The sequence below is a fragment of the Mesorhizobium sp. M1078 genome (genome assembly GCF_040318615.1).
Classification (GTDB): Bacteria; Pseudomonadota; Alphaproteobacteria; order Rhizobiales; family Rhizobiaceae; genus Mesorhizobium.
This window is the reverse complement of record NZ_JAMYMP010000020.1, coordinates 45,146-69,515: the sequence shown is the minus strand read 5'-3', so window position 1 is coordinate 69,515 and position 24,370 is coordinate 45,146. Positions and strand designations below refer to the sequence as shown.

At 63.7% G+C, this 24,370-nt stretch carries 20 protein-coding genes and 1 pseudogene; 11 read left to right on the top strand and 10 right to left on the bottom strand.

Going from position 1 to position 24,370, the window contains the following annotated elements:
• The first annotated feature begins 142 nt into the window (after positions 1–142).
• The 3 genes from NKH38_RS23035 to NKH38_RS23025 all read left to right on the top strand — a co-directional run bounded on the left by NKH38_RS23035 (position 143) and on the right by NKH38_RS23025 (position 4,945).
• Complete coding sequence (locus tag NKH38_RS23035; protein ID WP_352763663.1) at positions 143–1,324, top strand: glycosyltransferase family protein; 1,182 nt, start codon at positions 143–145, stop codon at positions 1,322–1,324.
• 143 nt (positions 1,325–1,467) lie between these two features.
• Entirely contained in the window at positions 1,468–3,747 is a 2,280-nt protein-coding gene (locus NKH38_RS23030) for an NADP-dependent malic enzyme (RefSeq protein WP_023745223.1), read from the top strand.
• 124 nt (positions 3,748–3,871) lie between these two features.
• Entirely contained in the window at positions 3,872–4,945 is a 1,074-nt protein-coding gene (locus NKH38_RS23025) for a GGDEF domain-containing protein (RefSeq protein ID WP_023746643.1), read from the top strand.
• Between the two features lie 71 nt (positions 4,946–5,016).
• Here the strand turns inward: NKH38_RS23025 and NKH38_RS23020 are convergent, their stop codons facing one another.
• Positions 5,017–6,009, bottom strand: a complete 993-nt coding sequence (locus NKH38_RS23020; protein WP_023823800.1) for an adenosine kinase — start codon at positions 6,007–6,009, stop codon at positions 5,017–5,019.
• Between the two features lie 215 nt (positions 6,010–6,224).
• On the opposite strand from NKH38_RS23020, the pseudogene NKH38_RS23015 reads away from it, so the two are divergent.
• Positions 6,225–7,126 (top strand): annotated as a pseudogene (locus tag NKH38_RS23015) (DMT family transporter).
• Positions 7,127–7,324: 198 nt separating this feature from the next.
• A complete protein-coding gene (locus NKH38_RS23010; RefSeq protein ID WP_352763657.1) occupies positions 7,325–8,026 on the top strand; it encodes a sulfate transporter family protein in 702 nt (233 codons plus the stop codon).
• Positions 8,027–8,031: 5 nt separating this feature from the next.
• Here the strand turns inward: NKH38_RS23010 and NKH38_RS23005 are convergent, their stop codons facing one another.
• From NKH38_RS23005 to NKH38_RS22980, 6 genes are all read right to left on the bottom strand, one after another.
• A complete protein-coding gene (locus NKH38_RS23005) occupies positions 8,032–9,030 on the bottom strand; it encodes a proline racemase family protein (protein WP_352763654.1) in 999 nt (332 codons plus the stop codon).
• A 13-nt stretch (positions 9,031–9,043) separates the two neighbouring features.
• Positions 9,044–9,847, bottom strand: coding sequence for an isocitrate lyase/PEP mutase family protein (locus tag NKH38_RS23000; protein WP_352763651.1), 804 nt, complete (start codon positions 9,845–9,847; stop codon positions 9,044–9,046).
• A 76-nt stretch (positions 9,848–9,923) separates the two neighbouring features.
• Entirely contained in the window at positions 9,924–10,742 is an 819-nt protein-coding gene (locus NKH38_RS22995; protein ID WP_245264494.1) for a hypothetical protein, read from the bottom strand.
• Positions 10,743–10,918: 176 nt separating this feature from the next.
• Positions 10,919–11,578: an HAD family hydrolase gene (locus NKH38_RS22990; protein ID WP_023729595.1), complete on the bottom strand. Its 660-nt coding sequence runs from the start codon at positions 11,576–11,578 to the stop codon at positions 10,919–10,921.
• Between the two features lies 1 nt (position 11,579).
• Positions 11,580–12,065, bottom strand: coding sequence for a dUTP diphosphatase (gene dut, locus NKH38_RS22985; protein WP_023672879.1), 486 nt, complete (start codon positions 12,063–12,065; stop codon positions 11,580–11,582).
• Positions 12,066–12,150: 85 nt separating this feature from the next.
• Complete coding sequence (locus NKH38_RS22980; protein ID WP_023672880.1) at positions 12,151–12,621, bottom strand: Lrp/AsnC family transcriptional regulator; 471 nt, start codon at positions 12,619–12,621, stop codon at positions 12,151–12,153.
• A gap of 113 nt (positions 12,622–12,734) precedes the next feature.
• Between NKH38_RS22980 and NKH38_RS22975 the strand changes: the two genes are divergently transcribed.
• From NKH38_RS22975 to NKH38_RS22965, 3 genes are all read left to right on the top strand, one after another.
• A complete protein-coding gene (locus tag NKH38_RS22975; RefSeq protein ID WP_023685117.1) occupies positions 12,735–12,989 on the top strand; it encodes a DUF6356 family protein in 255 nt (84 codons plus the stop codon).
• Between the two features lie 15 nt (positions 12,990–13,004).
• Complete coding sequence (locus NKH38_RS22970) at positions 13,005–13,799, top strand: class II glutamine amidotransferase (RefSeq protein ID WP_023685116.1); 795 nt, start codon at positions 13,005–13,007, stop codon at positions 13,797–13,799.
• Between the two features lie 301 nt (positions 13,800–14,100).
• A complete protein-coding gene (locus NKH38_RS22965) occupies positions 14,101–15,474 on the top strand; it encodes an amidase (protein WP_023729594.1) in 1,374 nt (457 codons plus the stop codon).
• Here NKH38_RS22965 and NKH38_RS22960 read toward each other — a convergent pair.
• Entirely contained in the window at positions 15,468–16,541 is a 1,074-nt protein-coding gene (locus NKH38_RS22960; protein ID WP_352763642.1) for an NAD(P)/FAD-dependent oxidoreductase, read from the bottom strand. The genes NKH38_RS22965 and NKH38_RS22960 overlap by 7 nt on opposite strands.
• Positions 16,542–16,679: 138 nt before the next feature.
• On the opposite strand from NKH38_RS22960, the gene NKH38_RS22955 reads away from it, so the two are divergent.
• The gene (locus tag NKH38_RS22955) at positions 16,680–18,272 is read left to right on the top strand and encodes a peptide chain release factor 3 (protein WP_023685113.1); all 1,593 of its coding nucleotides are present in this window, start codon (positions 16,680–16,682) and stop codon (positions 18,270–18,272) included.
• A 177-nt stretch (positions 18,273–18,449) separates the two neighbouring features.
• On the opposite strand, the gene NKH38_RS22950 is transcribed toward NKH38_RS22955, so the two are convergent.
• Positions 18,450–18,920: a VOC family protein gene (locus NKH38_RS22950; RefSeq protein ID WP_023685112.1), complete on the bottom strand. Its 471-nt coding sequence runs from the start codon at positions 18,918–18,920 to the stop codon at positions 18,450–18,452.
• Between the two features lie 270 nt (positions 18,921–19,190).
• On the opposite strand from NKH38_RS22950, the gene ilvD reads away from it, so the two are divergent.
• Positions 19,191–21,035, top strand: a complete 1,845-nt coding sequence (ilvD, locus tag NKH38_RS22945) for a dihydroxy-acid dehydratase (protein WP_352763637.1) — start codon at positions 19,191–19,193, stop codon at positions 21,033–21,035.
• A 66-nt stretch (positions 21,036–21,101) separates the two neighbouring features.
• Here ilvD and NKH38_RS22940 read toward each other — a convergent pair whose 3' ends face one another.
• On the bottom strand, positions 21,102–22,859 hold the full coding sequence (locus NKH38_RS22940; RefSeq protein ID WP_023685110.1) for an ABC transporter ATP-binding protein: 1,758 nt from the start codon (positions 22,857–22,859) through the stop codon (positions 21,102–21,104).
• A gap of 175 nt (positions 22,860–23,034) precedes the next feature.
• Between NKH38_RS22940 and NKH38_RS22935 the strand changes: the two genes are divergently transcribed.
• A complete protein-coding gene (locus NKH38_RS22935) occupies positions 23,035–24,315 on the top strand; it encodes an amidohydrolase family protein (protein ID WP_023692642.1) in 1,281 nt (426 codons plus the stop codon).
• Positions 24,316–24,370 lie beyond the last annotated feature (55 nt).

Here is a 24,370-nt window from a genome sequence, read left to right as displayed (position 1 = left end):
TGCGGGGTTTAATGCCGGCGGCCCGAAAAGCAGGGGACGACCGGCCTCGACGGCGGCTTGTGCTCCCTCTACGCCGGGTGAAGCCGTTGGTTGCTTCGGGCGCCAACCAGACCCTATGATCGCCATGGCGGGGATAAGCGGCATGGATCAGGACAAACAGGAGGCGTTCGAAGAGCTGGTCGGTCCGGCTGGATCGGCGCTTGAGCGCCTGCTGCTGTTGGCGGCGCGGCGCGTCCACCGCACCAAAGGCAAGCTCAGGGGGACAGTGCGCAAGCGCGTCCCCTTCCTCCTGCCGACACGCGGGCCGCTGTCCGATGTCGATGGCGGCATCGACATCTCGCTGCATGTGCTCAGCCGCGACCCGCTGGTGCTCTATGTCCCGATTGGCGGAGCCCGTCCGCTCTATCCGCTGGCGGCCCTTGGCCGGCGCCTGGCGGGACGGCGCGTCACCTTCCTGACGATGCAGACCTGGACCATGGAGCGGCCGGCGGTCATCTCCCGGATGGGCCGCGACCTCGCCTGGTACGCCGGCCGGTTTCCGCTGCACGAAATCATCTTCCTGTGCAACACCGAGGAAGAGCGCCGTCTCGTCGCGGCTGCGGGCGGCAATGCCTTCTTCTCCAACCACAATCTGATGGTATCGGAGGATATCTTCCGGCCGCTGCCGGACGTGCCGGTCGAATTCGACGCCGTCTACAATGGCCGCATCTCGCCGATCAAACGCCATCACCTGGCCTTCGACATAGAGCGGCTGGCCCACATCACCTATTCGATCGGCGAATTGCCGCCGGTTGCCGCCCGCGCCTTTGTCCGGCGACTGCAGGCGCAATCGCTGCTCCACCAGATCGCCAATCCGCTCGTCGACGGCTGGCCGGGCAAGCTGACGGCGCAACAGGTCAACCACGTCTACAACCAGGCCGCCGTCGGGCTGTGCCTGTCGGCCGTGGAAGGAGCGATGTACTCCTCGATGGAATATCTGATGGCCGGCCTGCCGATCGTCAGTACGCCGAGCCTTGGCGGTCGCGACGTCTATTTCGATCCGGATTATTGCATCGTCGCCGATCCGGAGCCGGCTGCCATTCGCCGCGCCGTCGAGACGCTGCGGGATCGTGCCATACCGCGTCAGCAGATCCGCCGCCGCACGCTGGAGAAGGTTCACGCCCAGCGCATCGAACTCATGGCGTTCCTGACTGCATTGCTGCGGCGCAAGGGAAGCCGTGCGCCACGCATCGAGACGTGGCCTTTCCCCGGCACAGACGGCATGATGCGTCGGGGAACGGTGCGCGAAATCGCTGCCTTCGTCAGCGAGCCAGAGCCGACGTGACGCCGTTCGACCTCGGGAGATTTCGCTGCGGGCGTGAAGATTGCTTGGCGGTTTACAGCGGTGGCGTGTAGCCTTGATTCAGAAGTTTCAAAAACACACACCCGTCTCAAGGGTGCGGCACCGGCGAGGAAATCAAAAGCATCATGGCCAAGAAAACCGAAAACAGCGGCCCCTCCGTCAGCGCCGAGGAGGCGCTGGAATTCCACGCCATGGGCCGCCCCGGCAAGCTGGAGATCGTCGCCACCAAGCCGATGGCGACGCAGCGCGATCTGAGCCTCGCCTATTCGCCGGGTGTCGCGGTTCCTGTGCTGGCCATTGCCGAAGACCCCAGCCGCGCTTTCGACTACACGACGCGCGGCAACATGGTCGCCGTCATCTCCAACGGCACCGCCATTCTCGGCCTCGGCAATCTCGGCGCGTTGGCCTCCAAGCCGGTGATGGAAGGCAAGGCGGTGCTGTTCAAGCGCTTCGCCGATGTCGATTCCATCGACCTCGAGGTCGACACCGAGGATGCCGACGAATTCATCAACTGCGTGCGCTTTCTCGGGCCGTCCTTCGGCGGCATCAACCTGGAAGACATCAAGGCGCCGGAATGCTTCATCATCGAGCAGCGGCTGCGCGAACTGATGGACATCCCGGTCTTCCATGACGACCAGCACGGCACCGCCATCATCTCGGCCGCCGGGCTGATCAACGCGCTGGAGATCACCGGCCGCGACATGAAGACCACGAAAATGGTCTGCAACGGCGCCGGCGCCGCCGGTATCGCCTGCATCGAACTGATGAAGGCGATGGGCTTTGCCCCCGAGAACATCATCCTGTGCGACACCAAGGGCGTCGTCTACCAGGGCCGCACCGAAGGCATGAACCAGTGGAAGTCGGCGCATGCGGTCAAGACCGACACGCGCAGCCTGGCCGAGGCGCTGGACGGCGCCGACGTCTTCCTCGGCCTGTCGGCCAAGGGCGCATTGACCACCAGGATGGTGCAATCGATGGCCAAGAACCCGATCATCTTCGCCATGGCCAATCCCGACCCGGAGATCACGCCGGAGGAAGTGGCCGAAATCCGCACCGACGCCATCATGGCCACCGGGCGTTCCGACTACCCCAACCAGGTCAACAATGTGCTGGGCTTCCCCTACATCTTCCGCGGTGCGCTGGATGTCAGGGCCACCACCATCAATGACCACATGAAGATCGCCGCAGCGAGAGCGCTGGCCGACCTGGCGCGCAAGGACGTGCCCGACGATGTCGCCGCCGCCTATCAGGGCAACCGGCCGAAATTCGGCCCGAACTACATCATCCCGGTGCCGTTCGATCCGCGCCTGATCTCGGCCATCCCGCTCGCGGTGGCCAAAGCGGCGATGGAGTCAGGCGTCGCCCGCAAGCCTATCCTCGACCTCGACCGCTACGCGCAGGAGCTGTCGGCCCGCCGCGACCCGATCGCCTCGACCTTGCAGCGCATCTACGATCGCGTCCGCCGCCAGCCCAAGCGCATCGTCTTTGCCGAGGGCGAGGAAGAACAGGTGATGCGCGCCGCCGTCTCCTATGTGAACCAGAAGCTCGGCACCGCGATCCTGCTCGGCCGCGACGATGTCATCAAGGAAAACGCCAGGCACGCCGGCATCGACCTCAACAAGCAAGGCATCGAGATCATCAATGCCAGGCTGTCGCGCCGCAACGGCATCTATACCGATTATCTCTACGAGCGCATGCAGCGCAAAGGCTTCCTGTTCCGCGACTGCCAGCGCCTGATCAACAACGACCGCAACCACTTCGCCGCCTGCATGGTGGCGCTGGGCGATGCCGACGGCATCGTCACCGGCGTGACCCGAAACTATTCGACGGCGCTCGATGACATCCGCCGCATCATCGACGCCAAGCCCGGCCACCGCGTCATCGGCGTCTCGATCGTGCTCGCCCGGGGCAAGACCGTGCTCGTCGCCGACACCGCCGTGCACGATATGCCCAATGCCGAGCAGATCGCCGATATCGCCGAGGAGGCGGCGGGCTTCGCCCGCCGCATGGGCTATGAGCCGAGGCTCGCCATGCTTGCCTATTCGACCTTCGGCCACCCGCAGGGCGAGCGCTCGGAACGCGTCCAGGAAGCGGTACGCATCCTCGACAAGCGCCGCGTCGATTTCGAGTATGATGGCGAGATGGCCGCCGACGTTGCGCTCAATGCCCGCGCCATGGCGCAGTATCCATTCATTCGCCTGACCGGCCCGGCCAATGTGCTGATCATGCCGGCGTTCCACTCGGCCTCGATCTCGACCAAGATGCTGCAGGAACTCGGCGGCTCCACCGTCATCGGCCCGCTGCTGGTCGGCTTGAACAAACCGGTCCAGATCGTCTCGCTCAACGCCAAGGATTCGGACATCGTCAACATGGCTGCGATCGCGGCCTATAGCGCGGGAGCCTGATTGGCGGCAAAATAGCCAACCCATAAGAGATTGATCATATTCGGCTGCTATAGGGAACGTTCTCGCCCCCTATGGCCTTATGGCATTGGCGGCGCGCTCAGACCGCCAAAACGGGGGTGCGGCCATGAAGCATGACACGGCATCTGTGGTCGGCCAGGGGGTCTATCACGACGAGCGCCTGGATGCGCTGCTCAGCATCACCGGCCGCATGGACGGTTATCTCTACCGTTGCCGCAACGATGCGTCCTACACCATGCTCTACATCAGCGACGGCATTTTCACCGTCAGCGGTTATCGGCCGAGCGACTTCATTCAAAATGCCGTGCGCGACTATGTCTCGGCCATCCACCCGGATGATCTCGCTGCCGTCTATGCCGCCGTCGATACCGCGCTCGAGGCGCGCTGCAACTGGAACGTCGACTACCGCATCGTGCCGCAGGTCGGCGAGCCGCTCTGGGTGCGCGAGATCGGCGGCGGCGTCTGGGACGAGGCCGGCGAACTCGAATTCCTCGAAGGTTTCGTCGTCGACATCAGCGACCGCAAGGTCGTCGAGGATCTCAACGCCGAGCTGCTGCTCGAACTCAAGGCCGCCAATGAGGAACTCTCCGTACAAAAGCGCGAGATCGAGCTGGCCAAGCAGCACAGCGACCACTCGGCCAACCACGATGCATTGACCGGCCTGCCCAACCGGCGCGCCTTTCACAACGAGCTGAGGTCGGTGATCGACCGCTGCGACAGCACCGGCCAGGCGGCCGGCCTGCTGTTCATCGACCTCGATAGGTTCAAGAAGGTCAACGACACGCTCGGCCACGAGGCCGGCGACGCGCTGCTGCATGAGGTGGCGGGTCAGCTTCGCACCGTCCTGCGCAGCGCTGATTTCGTGGCGCGGCTCGGTGGAGACGAGTTCGCATTCCTGTTTTCAGGAGAGGCTAGCCGGGCCCGACAGAAGGCCGTGGGCGTCGCCGAACGTATCCTGGAAAAGCTGCGGATCAAGGTGCCGACGCCGAATGGTGCCATCCATGTTGGTTGCACCGTTGGCGTCGCCATCTACCCGGCGGAAGCGTCCGATTCGGAGGCGCTGATAACGCTCGCCGACCGACTGATGTACATCGGCAAAAAGAGCGGCCGGAACCGGCTGGTCACCGCCGGGGCTTTGGAACCCGGGCCTACGTCCGACGACCTTCGCCGCACCGCCTGAGCGGAGCGCCGGACAGCCTGAACCGGCGGGCACCCCTCATCTGGCTCGGCGCTGCGCGCCGAAAGACGGCCCTACAGCAACCCCGCCAGTTGGGCCGCGCTGCGCAGGTTCTGCCGCGGCCGCGGCCCGAGCTGCTGGATCACCAGCCCGGCTGCCAGCGAGCCGAGATCACCGCAATCCTGCAGGCTGCGTCCGGTCGTGTAGCCGTAGAGGAAGCCGGCGGCGTAGAGGTCGCCGGCGCCGGTGGTGTCGACCAGTTCGCGGATCGTCGTCGCCTGAATGGTGACGGTCTCGTCGCCGCGCACGATCACTGAGCCTTTTTCGGAGCGGGTGACGGCGGCAATCTTGCAGTCTTTGCGGATAGCCGCCAGCGCCTCGTCGAAGGATTTTGTCTGGTAGAGCGACTTGATCTCGTGGCTGTTGGCAAAGACGATGTCGACAGTGCCCGAGCGCATCAGCTCGAGGAACTCGTCCCGGTAGCGGTCGACGCAGAACGAATCCGACAACGTCATCGACACTTCGCGCCCGGCCTCGTGTGCGAGCTTCGCCGTCTGCCGGATCGCCTCCTTGGCGCGCGGCGGATCCCACAGATAGCCCTCGAAATAGGTAACCTTGGCGCCGGATGCCTTGTCGGCCTCGACGTCTTCCGGGCCGAGTTCGACGCAGGCGCCGAGATAGGTGTTCATCGAACGCTCGCCATCGGGGGTGACGAATATCATCGAGCGCGCCGTCGGCGGCTGTCCCTCAAGCGGCCTAGTGTCGAAGGCAACGCCCTGGGCATGGATGTCATGGGCGTAGATCTCGCCGAGCGGGTCGTTCGATACCTTGCCGAAGAATGCGGCGCGGCCGCCGAAGCTGGCGACGCCCGCCGCCGTGTTGCCGGCGCTGCCGCCCGAGGCCTCGATCGCCGGCCCCATGCGGCTGTAGAGCAGCTCGGCGCGCTTGGTGTCGATGAGGTTCATCGCACCCTTGATGATGCCGTTGGTCTCGAGAAAAGCGTCGTCGCACTGGGCGATGATGTCGACAATGGCATTGCCGATGCAAAGCACGTCAAAATCCGGCATCAATGTCTCCGCCTCGGAACCTGCCGGCTTTCTGCCGCGCCCGGGCGGGTCTACAGCATCACCCCGAAAAATGGCAACCGATTTCCATCCTTTGCCGGCCCAAGCCGGCGCGCGCGCCTGGGACGAGGCTCCATCACAGTTCGACCGTGGCCGAAGCATCTGACCGCCGGGTCGCCTACAAGCTTGGCCTCAAATCAAGCGCTGGAAGCACCCGCATGCAAGCAAAGACCGACATGACCACCGAACTGGCGCTGCTTGGCGTGCTGGCCGCCCTGTGGGGCGCGTCCTATACCTTCATCAAGATCGGTGTCGAGACGATCCCGCCGATATCCTTCATCGCTGCCCGCACCTTGATTGCCGGCGCCATCCTGCTCGCGCTGATCCGCTGGCGCGGCCCGCCATGCCCAAGGACAGCGCGACCTTGTGGCGGTTCATGGTCCAGGCCTGCCTCAACAGCGTCGTGCCGTTCACGCTGATCGCCGCCGCCGAGCGCTCCATCGACGCCGGTCTGGCCACCATTCTCAACGCGACCTCGCCGATCTTCACCTTCCTGCTGACCGCGCTTATCACCCGCCATGAATCCGTGACCGCACGCAAGCTGTTCGGTGTCGGTGCCGGCATTGCCGGCATTTGCCTGATCGTCGGCACCCAGGCGCTTGGCGGGCTCGGCCATCAATTGTGGGCGCAGCTTGCCGTCATTGCCGCCACGGTCTGCTATGCCGGCGCCGCCATTTTCGGCCGCAGCTTTAGGGGACTCGACCCGATGCTGCCGGCCGCCGGCTCGATGCTGTGCGGCGCGGTCATCCTCGTCCCCTTGAGCCTGGCCTTCGACCGCCCGTGGACGCTGTCGCCTTCAATGGCGTCGATACTGGCCTTGTTGGCATTGTCGGTGTTCTCCACGGCGCTGGCCTTCTGCATCTTTTTCCGCCTCATCCACACGCTTGGTTCGGTCGGCACGACGTCGCAGGCCTATCTGCGCGTGCCGATCGGCGTCGGCATCGGCGTCCTGTTCCTCGGTGAAAGCGTTGGGCCGACAGCTTTCTGGGGCATGGGCTGCGTCGTCGCCGGCGTTGCGGCAATGACCATCCCCGCCCGCTCCCGGGCGCTGGCGCGCTAGATCATGATGAGATTTGGTTGAAATCTCATCATGATCTAGCCCTTTGTTGGAGCATGATCTTTTCCAAAAACCGGTACCCACTTTTTGGGATCATGCTCTAGTTCCCGTCCGGAATTGCGCCCGCTCCAGCAGGCTTGCGGCTGACAGGGTCTCCGCCTATGTCGGAGATATCCGTTTGTTCCTGGGGGTGGAAACGCCGTGATCTCCAACGCTGCCCGCGCCGCCTTCAGCCGGCTGTTTTCTCCCGAATTCCGCGCGGTTTTCCTGAAGACGCTGGGCTTGACCGTCCTGGCGCTGGTCGCCTTGTGGTTCGTCTTGACCGGGCTTGTCGATTGGCTGGCCCTGCCATGGGTTCACTCCTTGCTGCCCGGCCTGCCGTCCTGGGCCGGATGGCTGAGCGGCATCATCGCTGCCATCGCGCTTGCCTTCGGGATGGCGCTGCTGATCGCGCCGGTGACGGCAATCGTGGCCGGCCTGTTTCTCGACGACATCGCCGAAGTGGTCGAGCGCACCGACTATCCGGCCGATCCCGTCGGACGCGCCATGCCGGCGCTGCGCTCGCTCGTGTTGTCGGTGAAATTCTTCGGCGTCGTCATCCTGGGCAACATCGTCGCCTTGCTCCTTCTGTTGGTTCCGGGCGTCAACATCGCCGCCTTCTTCATCGTCAACGGCTATCTGCTCGGACGTGAATTCTTCGAATTCGCCGCCATGCGCTTCCGCCCGGAAGATGAGGCGAGGGCGTTGCGCCGGAAATATGCCGGCACCGTCTTTCTGGCCGGGCTGCTCATCGCTGTCTTCCTCGCCGTGCCCCTGCTCAACCTGCTGACGCCGCTCTTTGCCGCCGCCATGATGGTGCATCTGCACAAGGCGGTCGGCGCGCGGGAGAGCGCCGGGCGATAGGCCTATCAACGCAGAAGAAAACCGCGTCCCAATTCGTCATCCGGCTCGACGGTGAATTCCGCCCGGCCCGAATAGTAGGCGCGGCCGCCGACGCGGGCGATGATCGCATCATGCGGGCCGGCCATGGTCGTGCGCGCCACCGCTCCGGAAAAGCGCGAGCCGGCGATGCTTTCGAAGGACCGCCCCTGACCAGGGTTGATCTCACCCTTGGCATGCATTGCCGCCAGCCGCGCGGTGACGCCGGAGCCGGTCGGCGAGCGGTCGACCTCGGCATCGGCAAAGACGCAGATGTTTTTTGTTGCCTCGCCGGAGAACGCATCGTGTCCATCGGTGAGGATGGTGCCGTAGAGGAAAGCGAGATCGGCATGGTCGGGATGCGATAGAGGGAACGCCGCCTTCAGCCGCTCGGTCAGCGCGGTTGCCGCGTCGACGAAATCGCGCACCCGGCTGCGGCCGAACTCCAGGCCGAATTGATGGCAGTCGGCCAGCGCGTAGAAGGCGCCGCCATAGGCGATGTCGAACGCAATCTTGCCGTATCCCCCCAATTCGATTTGTTGGTCATGGGCAAACAGAAAGGCCGGCACGCTTTCGAACGACACCGATCCCGCTTTGCCGTCCCTGACCTCGACCGAGGCGACGACCATGCCGCACGGCGCCTCGATGTTGACGGTGGTGATTGGCTCCTGCTTGACCACCAGCCCTTCGTCGACGGCGTAGCGGCCAAGCGCAATGATGGCGTGGCCGCACATCGTCGAATAGCCCTCGTTGTGCATAAACAGCACGGCCAGCTCGGCGCCGGGCAGGTCGGGCTCCACCAGCAGCGCGCCATACATGTCGTAGTGGCCGCGCGGCTCGAAGATCAGCAGCTTGCGCAAATGGTCGAGGTGGTCGCGCACATAGGCGCGCTTTTCCAGGATCGTGCCTTTGGGAATGTCTGGATAGCCGTCGGTGACGATCCTGAGCGGCTCGCCGCCGGTGTGCATGTCGACGACGGTGAGCGTCATGCGCCGGGACCCCCTAGCCTGAGGATTTGGAAAACAGCGCCTGCAATTTGCCGAACGGGATGGCGGCCCGGGTGAAGCCGAACGTGCCGTCCTGCTGGATCTCGCGCGCCGCGGTTTCCAGCATGCCGAAGGCGAAATTGGTCAGCCACGGACCGAGCGAGATGCGCTTGACCCCGGCCATGGCAAGGTCGGCGATGGTGAAGGCCGGGAGTGCCATGACATTGACCGGCCTGCTCACCGCCGAGCAGACTTTCTGGATGGTCTCGACATCTTTGAGGCCGGGCGCATAGAGCACATCGGCGCCGGCCTTTTCGAAGGCCTGCAGCCGCTTGATCGTGTCGTCGAGATCCGGTTTGCCCCAAAGGAAATTCTCGGCCCGTGCGGTGAAGACGAAATCATGCTTGAGCGCCCGTGCGGCCTCAGCAGCAGCTGCAACGCGCTCGACGGCGTGTGAAAACTCATAGATGGGCTTGTCGGGATCGCCGGTATGGTCCTCGATCGAGCAGCCGGCGAGACCTGCCGCTTCGGCCGCAAAAACCGTCTCGGCGGCACTCGTCGCGCTGTCGCCCTTGCCTTTCTCGAGATCGGCCGACACCGGCAGGCTGGTTGCCGCCGTCAGCTCGCGGCAATGGTGGATCATCGCCTCGAAGGTCACTGCGCCATCGGGCAGGCCGCGCGAGAAGGCAAAACCGGCGCTGGTCGTCGCCAGCGCCTTGAAGCCGAAGGAGGCCAGGAGCTTGGTCGTGCCGACATCCCAGGGGTTGGGCATGACGAAGGTCGAGGCGTGCAGGTCGCGAAAGATCTTGCCCTTGTCCATGAGTGCTCCCTTCAGATGCGGAATATCGGCAGATTCTATCGTGCAGAAATGCACCGGGCAAACGAATGCGGTTGGCTCAGAAGCGTTTGGCGTTCTCTCCTGCCAATCTGTCCAGCGCGTCGGAATCCTTGACGTAGTGCAACGTTTTTTTGTCCCAATGATAGGTAACGGAAATTGCGTGGGCTTCAGGCTTGGGGGGCTGGTCGTCGCAGCTCTCGCCGTTGAGCACCGTGGCGTCGGTCACCGTCACTTTGACCGCGGCATAAGGCTGTCCGTCAGCGATCGTCTGGAAAGCAACGTCCTGCTTCCGGCTGTAGGCGCACAGGTTCTCATCGAAGGTGAAGATCATGTCGATCAGTTGGAATTTGTCGTCGCGCACCATGATCAGCGGCGTGATTGCGTAGTTTTGGCTTGAATTGAAATGCGCGCTCATGGTGATCACGATGTCGTCGTTCGGCCCAACGGAAAGCTTGCCCGGTTCACGGAAATAGGTGCCGCGGTCGAGCGCGACATTGACGGCGTCGAGCAGCTTCGGCTTGTCTGTGATGTCGTAGAGCGCCAGCACGGCATAGCCTTCGGCGCTGTCGGGAGAGTCGCCGAGGTCGTAGAGCATCGCCAGCCGGTCCTTGCCCCCGGCCTTGATGGCGAGCACGCCGGCGTTGGAGAGGCCCGATGTCTCAGGCGGCGAACCGCCGCCATCCGGTCCCTCGATGTGGCGCATCCCGATCGGCAATCCACCCCGGTAGAAACCGTTGCTGTTACCTGCGAGGCCGGGAATGACCATCCTTGCGAGGTCCAGATAGGTCACATCCATGTGGCCGGGGATGGCGCTGCCGAATTCCGGGAAGCTGACGGCTTGCGCGCCGGCTGCGGTCCAAAGCCACGGCAGCAGCACAAGCGCTAGAGCAATTTCAGGAAAAGTGTGTGCGGTTTTCCGGCCGGAAATTGCGACAAAACAAAAAGATAGAGCGGTTCGCCGTTTCCATGAAACGGTGAAACGCTTTAGGATGGAGCGAAGCAGGTTCGTTGGCATGGGCGCCTCAGGCTGGCCGCGCGGAACCTAACACAGCTTCAGTGGATCGGCACCAGCCCGGCAAGTTCGCGCATGTCGTCGAACAGGACGCCGCCGGCGCTGGCCAGGCCATCGCGGTCGGAATAGGGATCGCCATGATAGGAATAGACACGCATGCCGGCGGCAATGCCGGCCTGCGTGCCGGCAACGCTGTCCTCGATGACGATGCAGTCGGCGGGCACAAAGCCCATGGTCTTTGCCGCATGCAGGAACAGGTCCGGGAACGGCTTGCCGCGGCTGACCATGGTCGAAGAGAACATGCCATGCTCGAACAGCGGCAGCAGCCCGGTCTGGCCGAGCGTGATGTGCATCTTCGAGATACGCGCGGAAGTGGCGACGCAATAGGGAATGCCGGCCGCGCGAACCGCCTCGATGAAGTCGCGCACATAGGGGATCGCCTCGACGCCATGCGCAAACAGTTCGGGCAGGCCGGCATTCCAGCGATCGACGAAATCGGCGCCGAGCCGCACCGTGGTCGTCTCTTCGATTTCCTTCTGCACCGAAGCCATGCTGCGGCCGGAAAAATATTTGCGGCAATATTCGAATGTGGTGGGATAACCGGCGGCAACAAACCACTCGGCAAGCCGCCGGTTGGCAAGGTTCTCGGTGTCGACCAGGATGCCGTCGCAGTCGAAGATGACCAGTTTCGGTATGCTCATTTCAGGCGGTGCCGGTCGATCCGAACCCGCCCGCGCCGCGCGTCGTGGCGCCGGCCAGCGAGCGCTCCTCAACCGTCACCTGCGTCACCGCGGCAAAGACGATCTGGGCAATGCGCATGCCGCGCGTCACCGCGAAATCCTCGTCGCCAAGGTTGATCAGCAGCACCTTGACCTCGCCGCGATAGTCGCTGTCGACCGTGCCCGGTGAATTGAGGACGGTCAGCCCATGCTTGAAGGCAAGGCCGGAGCGCGGCCGCACCTGGCCTTCCATTCCTTCGGGAATTTCCAGGATCAGACCGGTCGGCACCAAGGCGCGCTTGCCAGGCAGGATCAGCAGCGGCCGGTCTTCCGGCACCGCGGCGCGCAGATCCATGCCGGCGGCGCCGGTGCTTTCATAGGCGGGAAGGGGAAGTCCATCTCCATGCGGCAACCTGACGAAGCCGACAGTGGGACCAATGACGGAGGAATTTTGGAAGGCTGCGCGCATAAAATCGATCCTATCGGCGCGAACGGCGATTCGGTCAACTCGTCCGCAGGCCTATCAACGGCTTTCTTTCAGGCGTCAGTGTGACCTAGCGCAATTCCATCGGAACGACGGTCGTCTCCTTGATCTCCTCCATGACGAAGGAGGCCGAAACGTCCGACAGCGCCACCTTGGCGATCAGCCGCTGATAGAGCCGGTCATAGGCCTTCATGTCAGCGACGCGGGCGCGCAGCACGTAGTCGAGATCGCCGGACATGCGATAGACCCCGGTGATCTCGGGAAAACCGGTCACCGCCGCACGGAACTTCTGCAGCCAGTCCGGGTCATGATTGGAGGTGCGGATCAGGATGAACACCGAAAGTCCGAGCCCGAGCTTGTCGGCATCGACCAGCGCCACCCGTCCGGTGATGACGCCGTCCTCTTCCAGCCGCTTGACCCGGCGCCAGCAGGCGTTGCGCGACAGCGACACTTTTTCGGAGAGCTGATCGACCGATAGTGTGCCGTCGCGTTGCAGCTCGGCCAGCAATCTTCGGTCGATTTCATCAAATTCAAGCGCCATGTGGGATGAATGTCCCGAACCACGGCGTTAGACAAGGACAAATTGAGACCGATGAACCTTTACCCCGTGGCAGGATACCCACATCGGGGCTTATCCCGGCAGGAGGGATCACCATGACGACGCTGTTTTCGAAGCTGTTCACCTCTCACCCGGCCAAGGTGGGCGAGACCTATTTCAGCCATATGGCCTTTGCCGCCTGGTTCTGCTCGCGCCTCCTGATGGCCGCTGGTGCGGCACTCGTTCACGCTTTCTTGCCGTTTCTCTTCGAAACTACGGCAAGCCGAATCGTTCGCGAACTCTACGAGCGGACGCACAACAGAGGCTCGCACGCGGTCAAGGAGCCCCAGGCTCTCTTGGATCGCGCCTAGGATTGGTTAGAAGCCATGTGCCGATGGGCGGCCTATCTGGGTGAAGCGGTCTTCCTCGAAGACGTCGTCACCGCACCTTGCCACTCGCTGATCGCCCAGAGCCATTGCGCCCAGGAAGCCAAGTCGCCGACCAATGGCGACGGTTTCGGCCTTGCCTGGTATGGCGACCGGCCCGAGCCCGGCCTCTACCGCGACATCCTGCCGGCCTGGTCGGATCCCAATCTGAAAAGCCTATGCCGGCAGATCAAATCCGGCCTGTTCCTCGCCCATGTCAGGGCGTCGACCGGCGGCGCCACCAGCCGCATGAACTGCCATCCCTTCATCTCCGGCAACTGGTCGTTCATGCACAACGGCCAGATCGGCGGCTTCGAAAAGATCCGCCGCGCGCTGGAGAACTCGCTCTCTGACGCCGTCTTCGACCAGCGCGAGGGCACCACCGATTCCGAATTGTTTTTCCTGCTGATGATCGACGAGGGTCTTGCTGGCGACCCGCAAGGGGCAGTATCGCGCGCCACCGCTCGGGTTCTGGAGGCGTCACGCCACGCCGGTCTCGAACCGGCCTTGAAACTCACTGCGGCCCTTTCGGATGGGCGCGCGCTCTATGCCGTGCGCTACGCAAGCGATGCCCACGCACCGACCCTGTACACGTCGCTCCGCAACGGCGGTCGTTGCATCGTGTCCGAACCCTTCGACCGCGAAGGCGGCGATTGGCAGGCGATCCCGCCGGCGAGTTTTGTCACGATCACTGGCGATGGGATGAGCATTCGGCCGTTCGTGCCGGCTGTGGCAAGGCTGGCACTGGTCGTCTAGGCCCTAGTCTAAGCCGCATTCCTTCGCGCCCCCCTCTGTCCTGCCGGACATCTCCCCCACGAGGGGGGAGATTGGAGGTCACGGCGGCCTTCGCCAATTTTCAACGCAGGAAAAGGGGCGCCGAAGCCAAAGCTGCCAATCTTCCCCCAAAGTGGGGGAGATGTCCGGCAGGACAGAGGGGGGCGCCGTAGAGCGCCAACCTCAACCGACCGGCAAGCGCAATTTTGATCAAGCGCCGATGATCTCCGAATGCTGAACTTGGTTTTAAACCGCGATACGTTTGGCAGCAGCCGGAGCAATCATGGACCTCGCCTTTTCCTCGACCATCGATCTCGCCGCCGCAATCGCGGCGCGAAAGATCTCCGCCGTCGAAGCTCTGGACGCCCATCTGACCCAAATCGACCGACACAGCGAGGCGGTCAACGCGGTCGTCAATCTCGATCGGGAAGGCGCCCGCGAGCGCGCGAAACAAGCCGACGCGGTGCAGGCGCGCGGCGATGCGCTCGGACCGCTGCATGGCGTGCCTTTCACGTTGAAGGACATGCACCAAACCGCTGATATGAAGACCACGGTTGGTTTCGCACCATTCGCCGACTATGTGGCAAAGGCAGACAGCCCGGTCGTCGCCCGATTGAAAGCCGCAGGCGGCATCCTGATTGGAAAGACCAATGTCGCGACGATGCTGGGCGACTGGCAATCGGACAATCCGCTGTTCGGTCGCACCAGCAATCCGTGGAACCGATCGCGCACGTCAGGCGGGTCCAGCGGTGGCGCAGCGGCAGCGGTGGCGACCGGCGTGACGCCGTTCGATGTCGGCACCGACATGCAGGATTCGATCCGCCTGCCGTCGGCTTTTTGCGGCGTCTACGGGTTGAAACCGACCGAGCACCGCGTGTCCCTGGCCGGCGCCTTCCCCGATCCGAACGGCGCGGCGCGTAGCGTGCGGCTGATGTCCTGCCTCGGCCCGCTGGCGCGCAGCGTGGAGGATCTTGCGCTGATCTACAAAATCATCGCCGGCCCGGACGGAGCAGACACCGACCTCGCGCCGGTGCCCGTAGAGGCCATGCCCAGGCTCGACCTCAAGACATTGCGCATCGCCGTCGCGCCGTCCTTCCCCGGCTTTCCGGTGGCTGGTAAAATCGCTGCCGCGGTCGAAAGCCTGGCCAAGCGGTTGCAATCAGCAGGGGTGATTGTGGAAGAAGCGAACTTGCCTGAGATCGATCTGCATGACGATCTGGAGCAGGGCGGCGATCTGATCGGCATGATGCTGGAGGCAGCGCAGCCCGAACCGCCGGAGCAGCCAACGCCGATCACCAATTGGTTCGAGGCGCTCGCTCGCCGCGACCGCTCGATCCTGGCCTGGGACAGGTTCTTCGAAACCTGCGATGCCTTGCTGTGCCCGGTCGCCATGACCACGGCCTTCGCGCATTGTGAGCCCGGCACGCCGATCGAAGTCGACGGCAAGGAGCAAAGCTATTGGATGCTACCGGCCTATGGCGCGGTCTTCAATTATTCCGGCCATCCGGCACTCTCGCTGCCCTGCGGGCAAGACCGCGACGGCCTGCCTATCGGCCTGCAACTGGTCGGCAAGCGCTGGTCGGAATCGCGGCTGCTCGGCATCGCCAAGGCGATCGAAGCGCTGACCGGCGGCTTCAAGCGTCCGCCGGGCTACTGAGCAAACCGACCCAACCCATAAGGCGTCAGCAGCGGATCACGCTCGCCGTCGAGAATTTCGCGCGTGGCGAACAGCCCGACCGCGGGCGCCAGCGTTATGCCGGAATGCATGACGGCGACATAGAGACCTTCCGTGCCCTCGGCGCGGCCGATGATCGGAAAGCCGTCGATCGGCGTCGGCCGGTAGCCAACCGTGTGGAAATCGAATTCCAGTTCGTCGGCGCCGCGCAAAGCCGCCTTCATTGCTGCAAACAGCTCGCGCGCCGTGGCGTCGGGATTCTCACCGGGATCGCTCCCCGCGAAATCCGAGCCGGCGATGATGCGGCCCTCCGCCGTCTGGCGCATATGCAGCTTTTCGGCATGCACCAGCCCGTTGAGGAGCTTCTTGTAGGGCTGCGAGTGGACGATCAGACCGGGCGGCGTCTCGATTGGCAGCTTGATGCCGGCGGTAGCGGCAATATCGGGCGCCCCGACACCGGCTGCGATCACCACCTCTTCGGCTGGCATCAGCCCATGCGATGTATCGACACCGGCAATCCTGCCATCGGTCTGGACAAGTGCGGTTACAGAACTGGAGAGAACGCGCGCACCTTGCCGTTCTGCGTGGGCCAGCAGCGCCTTGGCCGCTGCGACCGGTTCGGCCACGCCTTCCTCCGCGACATAGACAGCGAATTCCGGCGGCTCGACGAGATTGGGCTCGATTTGCGCTGCCCGCCCGGCGTCGACGCGTTCGATGCCGTAACCCCAGCAAGCGTGCTCAGCCGCGTAGGCTTCGAGCCTGTCGGCCGGCAGACCCCAGCACAGCCCGCCGCACCAGGCGAGCGGCAGGCCGGGCAGCTCGTTTGCCAGCCGCTTCCATTCGGCCATCGCACGGATGCGCAGCCGGAAATAGATTTCGGGATTGCCCCAGCTGGCGTTGATCCAGGCAAAGGAGTTTGGCGTGGCGACGCCGCCGGCACCACTATCGGAAATCACAGTCACCCGCGCCCCGGCCTTGGTCAGGTGCCAGGCGATGGACGCCCCGATAATGCCGGCGCCAATGACGATGACTTCTTTAGCGCTGCTCATACCGGACCTCTCAGAATGGGCTCCTCTGATGCCACCGTAACGATTCAAGCTCAAGTGTGGTCGGCCTGCCGGCCCGAAACTGTCGACAGGCCAGCAATGCGCTGCTAGAAGCCCGCGCCACAGACAGGATTCCAGAAATTGGCTGAAGACATCGAACAGGCGGTATCGCGCCGCCGCACTTTCGCGATCATCGCCCACCCCGACGCCGGAAAGACGACGCTCACCGAAAAGCTGCTGCTGTTCGGCGGCGCCATCCAGCTTGCCGGCGAGGTCAAGGCCAAGAAGGATCGCATCCAGACCCGGTCCGACTGGATGAAGATCGAGCGCGAGCGCGGCATTTCGGTCGTCACCTCGGTGATGACCTTCGAATATGAGGACAATGTCTTCAACCTGCTCGATACGCCCGGCCACGAGGATTTTGCCGACGACACCTACCGCACCCTGTCGGCGGTCGATAGCGCCGTCATGGTCATCGACGCCGCCAAGGGTATCGAGCCGCGCACGCTGAAACTGTTCGAAGTCTGCCGGCTGCGCGACATCCCGATCATCACCTTCATCAACAAGATGGACCGCGAAAGCCGCGACCCGTTCGAAATTCTCGACGAGATCGAGCAGAAGTTGGCGCTGGACACTGCCCCCATCACCTGGCCGATCGGCCGCGGCAAGACTTTTGCCGGCACCTACCACCTGGCGCTCAACGCTGTGCGCAGGGGCGATGCCGAGAAAGACCGCACGCCGGTCAACGGCCCCGACTCCAACCGCGTCGCCGGCCTGCTGCCGGAAAACGAGCGCGAGGCCTTCATCGAGGAGCTGGAGCTCGCGCGCGAAGCTTGCCGCCCGCTCGACATCGACGCCTTCCGCGAAGGCCATCTGACACCGGTCTATTTCGGCTCGGCGCTGCGCAATTACGGCGTGCGCGACCTGATCGAGGCGCTCGGCGCCTTCGGCCCGCCGCCGCGTGCGCAGGACGCAGACACCCGCAAGGTCGAGGCGACGGAGGAGAAGATGACGTCCTTCGTGTTCAAGATCCAGGCCAATATGGACCCCAACCATCGCGACCGCATCGCCTTCGTGCGCGTCTGTTCGGGCAAGCTCGAGCGCGGCATGAAGGCCAAGCTGGTGCGCACCGGCAAGCCGATGAGCCTGTCGGCGCCGCAGTTCTTCTTTGCCCGCACCCGCGTCACCGCCGACGAAGCGTTTGCCGGCGATGTCGTCGGCATTCCCAACCACGGCACGCTGCGTATCGGCGATACGCTGACCGAAGGCGAGGAGATACTGTTCCGCGGCGTACCCAACTTCGCGCCGGAAATCCTGCGCCGTGTGCGCCTCGGCGACGCGATGAAGGCGAAAAAACTCAAGGAAGCGCTGCACCAGATGGCCGAGGAAGGCGTCGTGCAGCTGTTTTCGCCGGAAGACGGCTCGCCGGCCATCGTCGGCGTTGTCGGCGCGCTGCAGCTCGACGTCTTGAAGGAAAGGCTGAATTTCGAATACACGCTGCCGGTCGAATTCGAAATGTCGCGCTTCTCGGTCTGCCGCTGGATCTCTGCCGACGACAAGGCCGAAACGCTTCGCTTCATTGAGGCGCATCGCGGCGACATCGCCCGCGATCTCGACAACGACCCGGTGTTTCTGGCCCAGAACGCCTTCTCGCTGAACTACGAAGCCGAACGCTGGAGGGCGATCCGCTTCGCCACCATCAAGGACTACCAGGTCCGCGACAAGGCGGCGTAAGGCGCCCCTTTTCCTTCTGCCCGCTTACGCGGAGAAGGTGCCCGAGGGCGGATGAGGGGCAGCGCCGACCTTGAAGGGTCAATTGGCTCCAACGCGCGCCGGCCGTTCGCGTGGCTCAGGGCGTTCGAAGCTCGAAAAGCAAAGCAATTGGCTTTTCGTCCGCTACGCGGCCGCTTCTCACCCCTTCGCAGCTTCCTCGATCTTGGCAATATCGATCTTGCTCATCTGCATCATCGCCGACATCACCCGCCCGGCCTTGGCCCGGTCCGGATCCAGAAGCAGGCGCGGCAGTTGCTCCGGCACGACTTGCCAGGAGACGCCGAACTTGTCCTTCAGCCAGCTGCATTGCGACGGTTCGCCGCCGCCTTCGATGAGCTTGTCCCAGAAATAGTCGACCTCTTCCTGCGTCTTGCAGTCGATCGACTGTGACATCGCCTCGTTGAACTTGAATTGCGGTCCGCCGTTCAGCGCCTGGAACTGCACGCCGTCGAGTTCGAACGTGGTTACCAGCGCCTTGCCGGCATCGGTATGGCCTTCGGGCCAACGCAGCACGCTCAGTACCTTCGAGTTCTTGAAGATGGAAACGTAGAAATTCATCGCCTCTTCGGCCTGGCCATCGAACCACAGGCAGGTGGTGATCTTTTGCATGTCATGCTCCTCGGGTGTTTGGTTGCGGTTACAGGTGAAGCGGCTGACTTATAGAAATGGTGCCATTCCCTTGCCGTCGTCCAAGGACGGATGCCGGGCTAGCGATCCGACACTGGCCGGCAATCTTTTTCGAAACCCTGATTTTCAGCGAGACTCTGGCGCATTGCAAAAAAGTGGCCAGACCATACTTGCCGGTCTATAAACCCTGCGATCCAAGTTCCGCGCCGCCACGCTCCGCACCGGGCGCAGCCAGCCAGCCAAGGAAAATTCATGCCTGCCTATCGCTCCCGCACCACCACCCACGGCCGCAACATGGCCGGCGCCCGCGGCCTGTGGCGCGCCACCGGCATGAAGGATTCGGATTTCGGCAAGCCGATCATCGCGGTGGTCAATTCCTTCACCCAGTTCGTGCCGGGTCATGTCCATCTCAAGGACCTTGGCCAGCTGGTGGCGCGCGAGATCGAGAAGGCCGGCGGCGTCGCCAAGGAATTCAACACCATCGCCGTCGATGACGGCATCGCCATGGGCCATGACGGCATGCTCTATTCGCTGCCGTCGCGCGAGCTGATCGCGGACTCGGTCGAATATATGGTCAACGCGCATTGCGCCGATGCCATGGTCTGCATCTCCAATTGCGACAAGATCACGCCCGGCATGCTGATGGCCTCCTTGCGCCTCAATATCCCAAGCGTCTTCGTCTCCGGGGGGCCGATGGAAGCCGGCAAGGTGGTGCTCGCCGGCAAGACACAAGCGCTCGACCTGGTCGACGCCATGGTTGCCGCCGCCGACGACAAGATCTCCGACGAGGACGTCAAGGTCATCGAACGCTCGGCCTGCCCGACCTGCGGCTCGTGCTCCGGCATGTTCACCGCCAATTCGATGAATTGCCTGACCGAGGCGCTCGGCCTGTCGCTACCCGGCAACGGCTCGACGCTGGCAACCCACGCCGACCGCAAGCGGCTGTTCGTCGAGGCGGGTCACCTTATCGTCGATCTCGCCCAGCGCTACTACGAGCAGGATGATGAGTCGGCGCTGCCGCGCAGCATCGCCTCGAAGGGCGCCTTCGAGAACGCCATGATGCTCGACATCGCCATGGGCGGCTCGACCAATACCGTGCTGCACATCCTTGCCGCCGCGCACGAGGGAGAAGTCGACTTCACCATGGAAGACATCGACCGGCTGTCACGGCGGGTTCCGGTGCTATGCAAGGTCGCACCGGCCAAGTCCGACGTGCATATGGAAGACGTCCACCGCGCCGGCGGCATCATGGCGATCCTCGGCCAGCTCGACAATGCCGGGCTGCTCAACCGCAACCTGCCCACGGTGCATACGGCGAGCCTCGGCGAAGCGCTCGACCATTGGGACATCTCCCGCACCTCGAGCCAGAGCGTCCGCGACTTCTTTCTCGCCGCTCCGGGTGGCGTGCCGACACAGGTCGCCTTCAGCCAGGACCGCCGCTGGGACGAGCTCGACCTCGACCGCGAGAAGGGCGTCATCCGCTCAGCCGAGACGCCGTTCTCGAAAGACGGCGGCCTTGCCGTGCTGAAAGGCAATCTGGCGCTCGACGGCTGCATCGTGAAGACGGCCGGCGTCGACGAGTCGATCCTGAAGTTCACCGGCCCGGCCCGCGTGTTCGAAAGCCAGGACGCTTCCGTGAAGGCGATCCTGTCCAACGAAATCAAAGCCGGCGATGTCGTCGTCATCCGCTATGAAGGACCGCGCGGCGGTCCCGGCATGCAGGAAATGCTCTACCCCACGAGCTATCTAAAGTCGAAAGGCCTCGGCAAGGCCTGCGCGCTGGTCACCGACGGCCGCTTCTCCGGCGGCACATCAGGCCTGTCGATCGGCCATGCCTCGCCCGAAGCAGCGGAAGGCGGCACGATCGGACTGGTGCAGGAAGGCGATACGATCGAGATCGACATCCCCAACCGCACGATCCGGCTTGCTGTCAGCGACGCTGAACTCGACGCGCGCCGCGCGGCCATGGAGGCGAAGGGCGCCATGGCCTGGAAGCCCGAGGAAAAGCGCAAGCGCAAGGTGACGACCGCGCTGCGCGCTTACGCCGCCTTCGCCACCAGCGCCGACAAGGGCGCGGTGCGGCACGTGCCGGAGTGAGGGTGCGGCGCCGACCCCCACCCCGCTGCTGCGCAGCGACCCTCCCCACAAGGGGGAGGGTAAAGCTCACGGCATCAGCTGATATTCGTAAAGCTTCTGATACAGCCCGCCCTGGTTGAGCAGCGTGCGATGCGCGCCGCTTTCCACCACCTTGCCGGCCTCCAGCACCACGATCGTGTCGGCCTGGTGCACGGTCGACAGGCGGTGGGCAATGACGATGGTGGTGCGCCCGACCGTCAGCTGCTGCAGCGCGTCGCGGAACAGCGCCTCGGATTCGGCGTCGAGTGCGCTGGTCGCCTCGTCCAGAAGCAGGATTTCGGCATTGCGTAGCATGGCGCGTGCGATCGAGATGCGCTGGCGCTGGCCGCCTGACAGCAGCGCGCCATTCTCGCCGACATCCGTGTCGTAGCCTTTCGCCTGGGCGCTGATGAAGTCATGTGCATTGGCGGCCCTTGCGGCGGCCATCACTTCCTCGTCCGTGGCGCCCTCGCGCCCGAGCCTGATGTTGTGCATGATCGTGCCGGCAAACAGGAACGTGTCCTGGCTGACATAGGCGATCTTTTCCCTGACCGAGGTGAGCGTGGCACAAGAAATGTCCTGCCCGTCGAACATCACCCTGCCGCTCTGCGGGTCGTACATGCGCATGATCAGGTTGAGGATGGTCGACTTGCCGCTGCCCGAGGGTCCGACCAGCGCCGTCATCTTGCCGGCGGCAAGCGTCAGGTCCAGTCCCTCGAACACCGGCGCGCTTTCGGGGTAGGCGAAGCTGACATTGTCGAAATGGATCTCGCCCGGCCCGGCCCGCAGCGGCTTTGCATCCGGCTTTTCGGCCAGCGTCAGCGGCCGGTCGGCGAGCTGGAACATCATGCGCACGCCGACAATGCCGGTTTCAAGCGAGATGCGTACGCGGGCCAGGCGCTTGGCCGGCTCATAGGCCAACAGCAGCGCCGCGATGAAGGCCATGATGTTGCCCGGCATCTGACCGCCGCCGCCCAGAACCAGGAAGCCGCTGACAAAAACGGCGCCAGCGATGGCCAGCCCCGCAAGCGTTTCCATCACCGGGCTGGTGGCGGCCTCCAGCGTGGCGATGTTGTTGGCGCGGCTCTCCACGTCCGACACGGCCTTGTACATGCGCTTGCGCATGGCGCCTTCGAGGCCGAAGGATTTGACGACGCGCACGCCGATCGCAGTTTCTTGCATCACCTGCACGATCTGGCCGAGCGAACGGAATTCTTGCGAGGCAATTTTTCGGACGCGCTTCAGGATACGATTGACGCCGTAAATGGCGATCGGCCCGATCACCAGACAGATGAGGGACAGCGCCGGCTGCTGCCAGACCATCACACCCACCAGCGCAGCCAGCGTCACCAGATCGCGAACATAGGACGTGACGATTTGGTCGAGCACGCTGCGCGCGGCCTGGGCATTGTTCGTCATGCGCGAAATCAGTTCGGACGAAGAGGTCGAATGATAGAATTCGATGCCTTGCGCGAGAATGCTGTCATAGATCTTGCGCTGCCGGTCGGCGATGATGGCATTGCCGACCCTGCTCATGAAGTAGGCCTGGATGAAGTTTGCGAAGCCCTTGAGAATGAAAATCGCTCCGGTCGCCGCCGCGATCAGATTGACCTGCCCAATCCTCTTGTAAACCACGAATTCATTGGTGATTTCGCGCAGCATATAGGCGCTGGCTGCTGTCGTTGCCGCCACCACCAGCATCGACAGAATGGCCGCAGCGTAGCCAAATCTATGTGCGTGAAAGGATTCCCGCAAAAGCCTTGCGATAAGGCGCTGGTTTTCCGTCGAACGGAAGAAGCGAAACAAATGGCCGATCCCATGCCTGACTGACGAATTTCGGATTCGCCACCGGGGCGAAAGGCGGCTTATAGAGCGAGTTGTGACCGGATGGAACCTTTCGCTGTCGCGGAGACAATCGGCTGCGGCACGGTGTCTTTTGCGCCACGATTGCGGCGACTGATCTGCAGGGAGATGACGACAGATGGATTTCGATCTTGTTGTGCGCGGCGGAACGCTGCCCGACGGCACCGTCGCCGACCTAGGCATCATCGGCGAGACGATCGTCGCCATCGAGTCCGAACTGCATGTCAGCGCCGGCACGGCGATCGACGCCCGTGGCAATCTGATCTCGCCGCCCTTCGTCGATCCGCATTTCCATATGGACGCCACGCTGTCCTACGGCATTCCACGCATCAACGCTTCGGGCACGCTGCTGGAAGGCATTTCGCTGTGGGGCGAACTGAAGCCGCTCTTGACCCATGACGCGGTGCGCGAGCGGGCGCTCGCCTATTGCGACTGGGCGGTCTCGATGGGCCTGCTCGCCATCCGTACCCATGTCGATGTCTGCGACGACCGGCTGCTGGCGGTCGAGGCGCTGCTCGACGTCAAGAAGATTGTCGCGCCCTATATCGATCTGCAACTGGTCGCTTTCCCGCAGGATGGCTTCTACCGTTCGCCGACGGCGCGCCAGAACACGCTGCGCGCGCTCGACATGGGCGTCGACATCGTCGGCGGCATCCCGCATTTCGAACGCACCATGGCCGACGGCACGCGCTCGGTGACCGAATTGTGCGAAATCGCGGCGAAGCGCGGGCTGATGGTCGACCTGCATTGCGACGAGACCGACGATCCGCTGTCGCGCCACATCGAGCAGCTTGCCTATGAGACGCAGCGCCTTGGCCTGCAGGGCAAGGTAGCCGGCTCGCATCTGACTTCAATGCACTCGATGGACAATTACTACGTCTCCAAGCTGCTGCCGCTGATTGCCGAGGCCGGTGTGTCGGCGATCCCCAATCCGCTGATCAACATCATGCTGCAGGGCCGCCACGACACGTTTCCCAAACGCCGCGGAATGACCCGGGTGAAGGAGATGCTGGCGCTCGGCATCCGCGTCGGTTGGGGCCAGGATTGCGTTCTCGACCCCTGGTATTCGCTGGGCACCGCCGACATGCTCGACGTCGCCTTCATGGGGCTTCACGTCGCTCAGATGTCGAGCCCTGCCGACATGGCACGCTGCTTCGACATGGTCACCAATGTCAACGCCGCCATCATGGGCCTCGATCATCTCGGCCTTGCCGTGGGCAAGCGCGCCAGCTTCGTCATCCTCGATGCAGGCAACCCGATCGAGGCCTTGAGGCTGCGTGCCGAACGGCTGTGCGTCGTCGCCAGGGGCAAGGTGGTGGCCGAGCGCACGAAACAGGAGACACGGCTGTCGATCGCCGGCCGTCCCGGACAGGTGAACCGGCGGCACAAAACTGCGTAGAAACAGCCGATTTCCGCCGCTGGTCTTACCGATTTGCCTCGTCAAAGCGACCGCT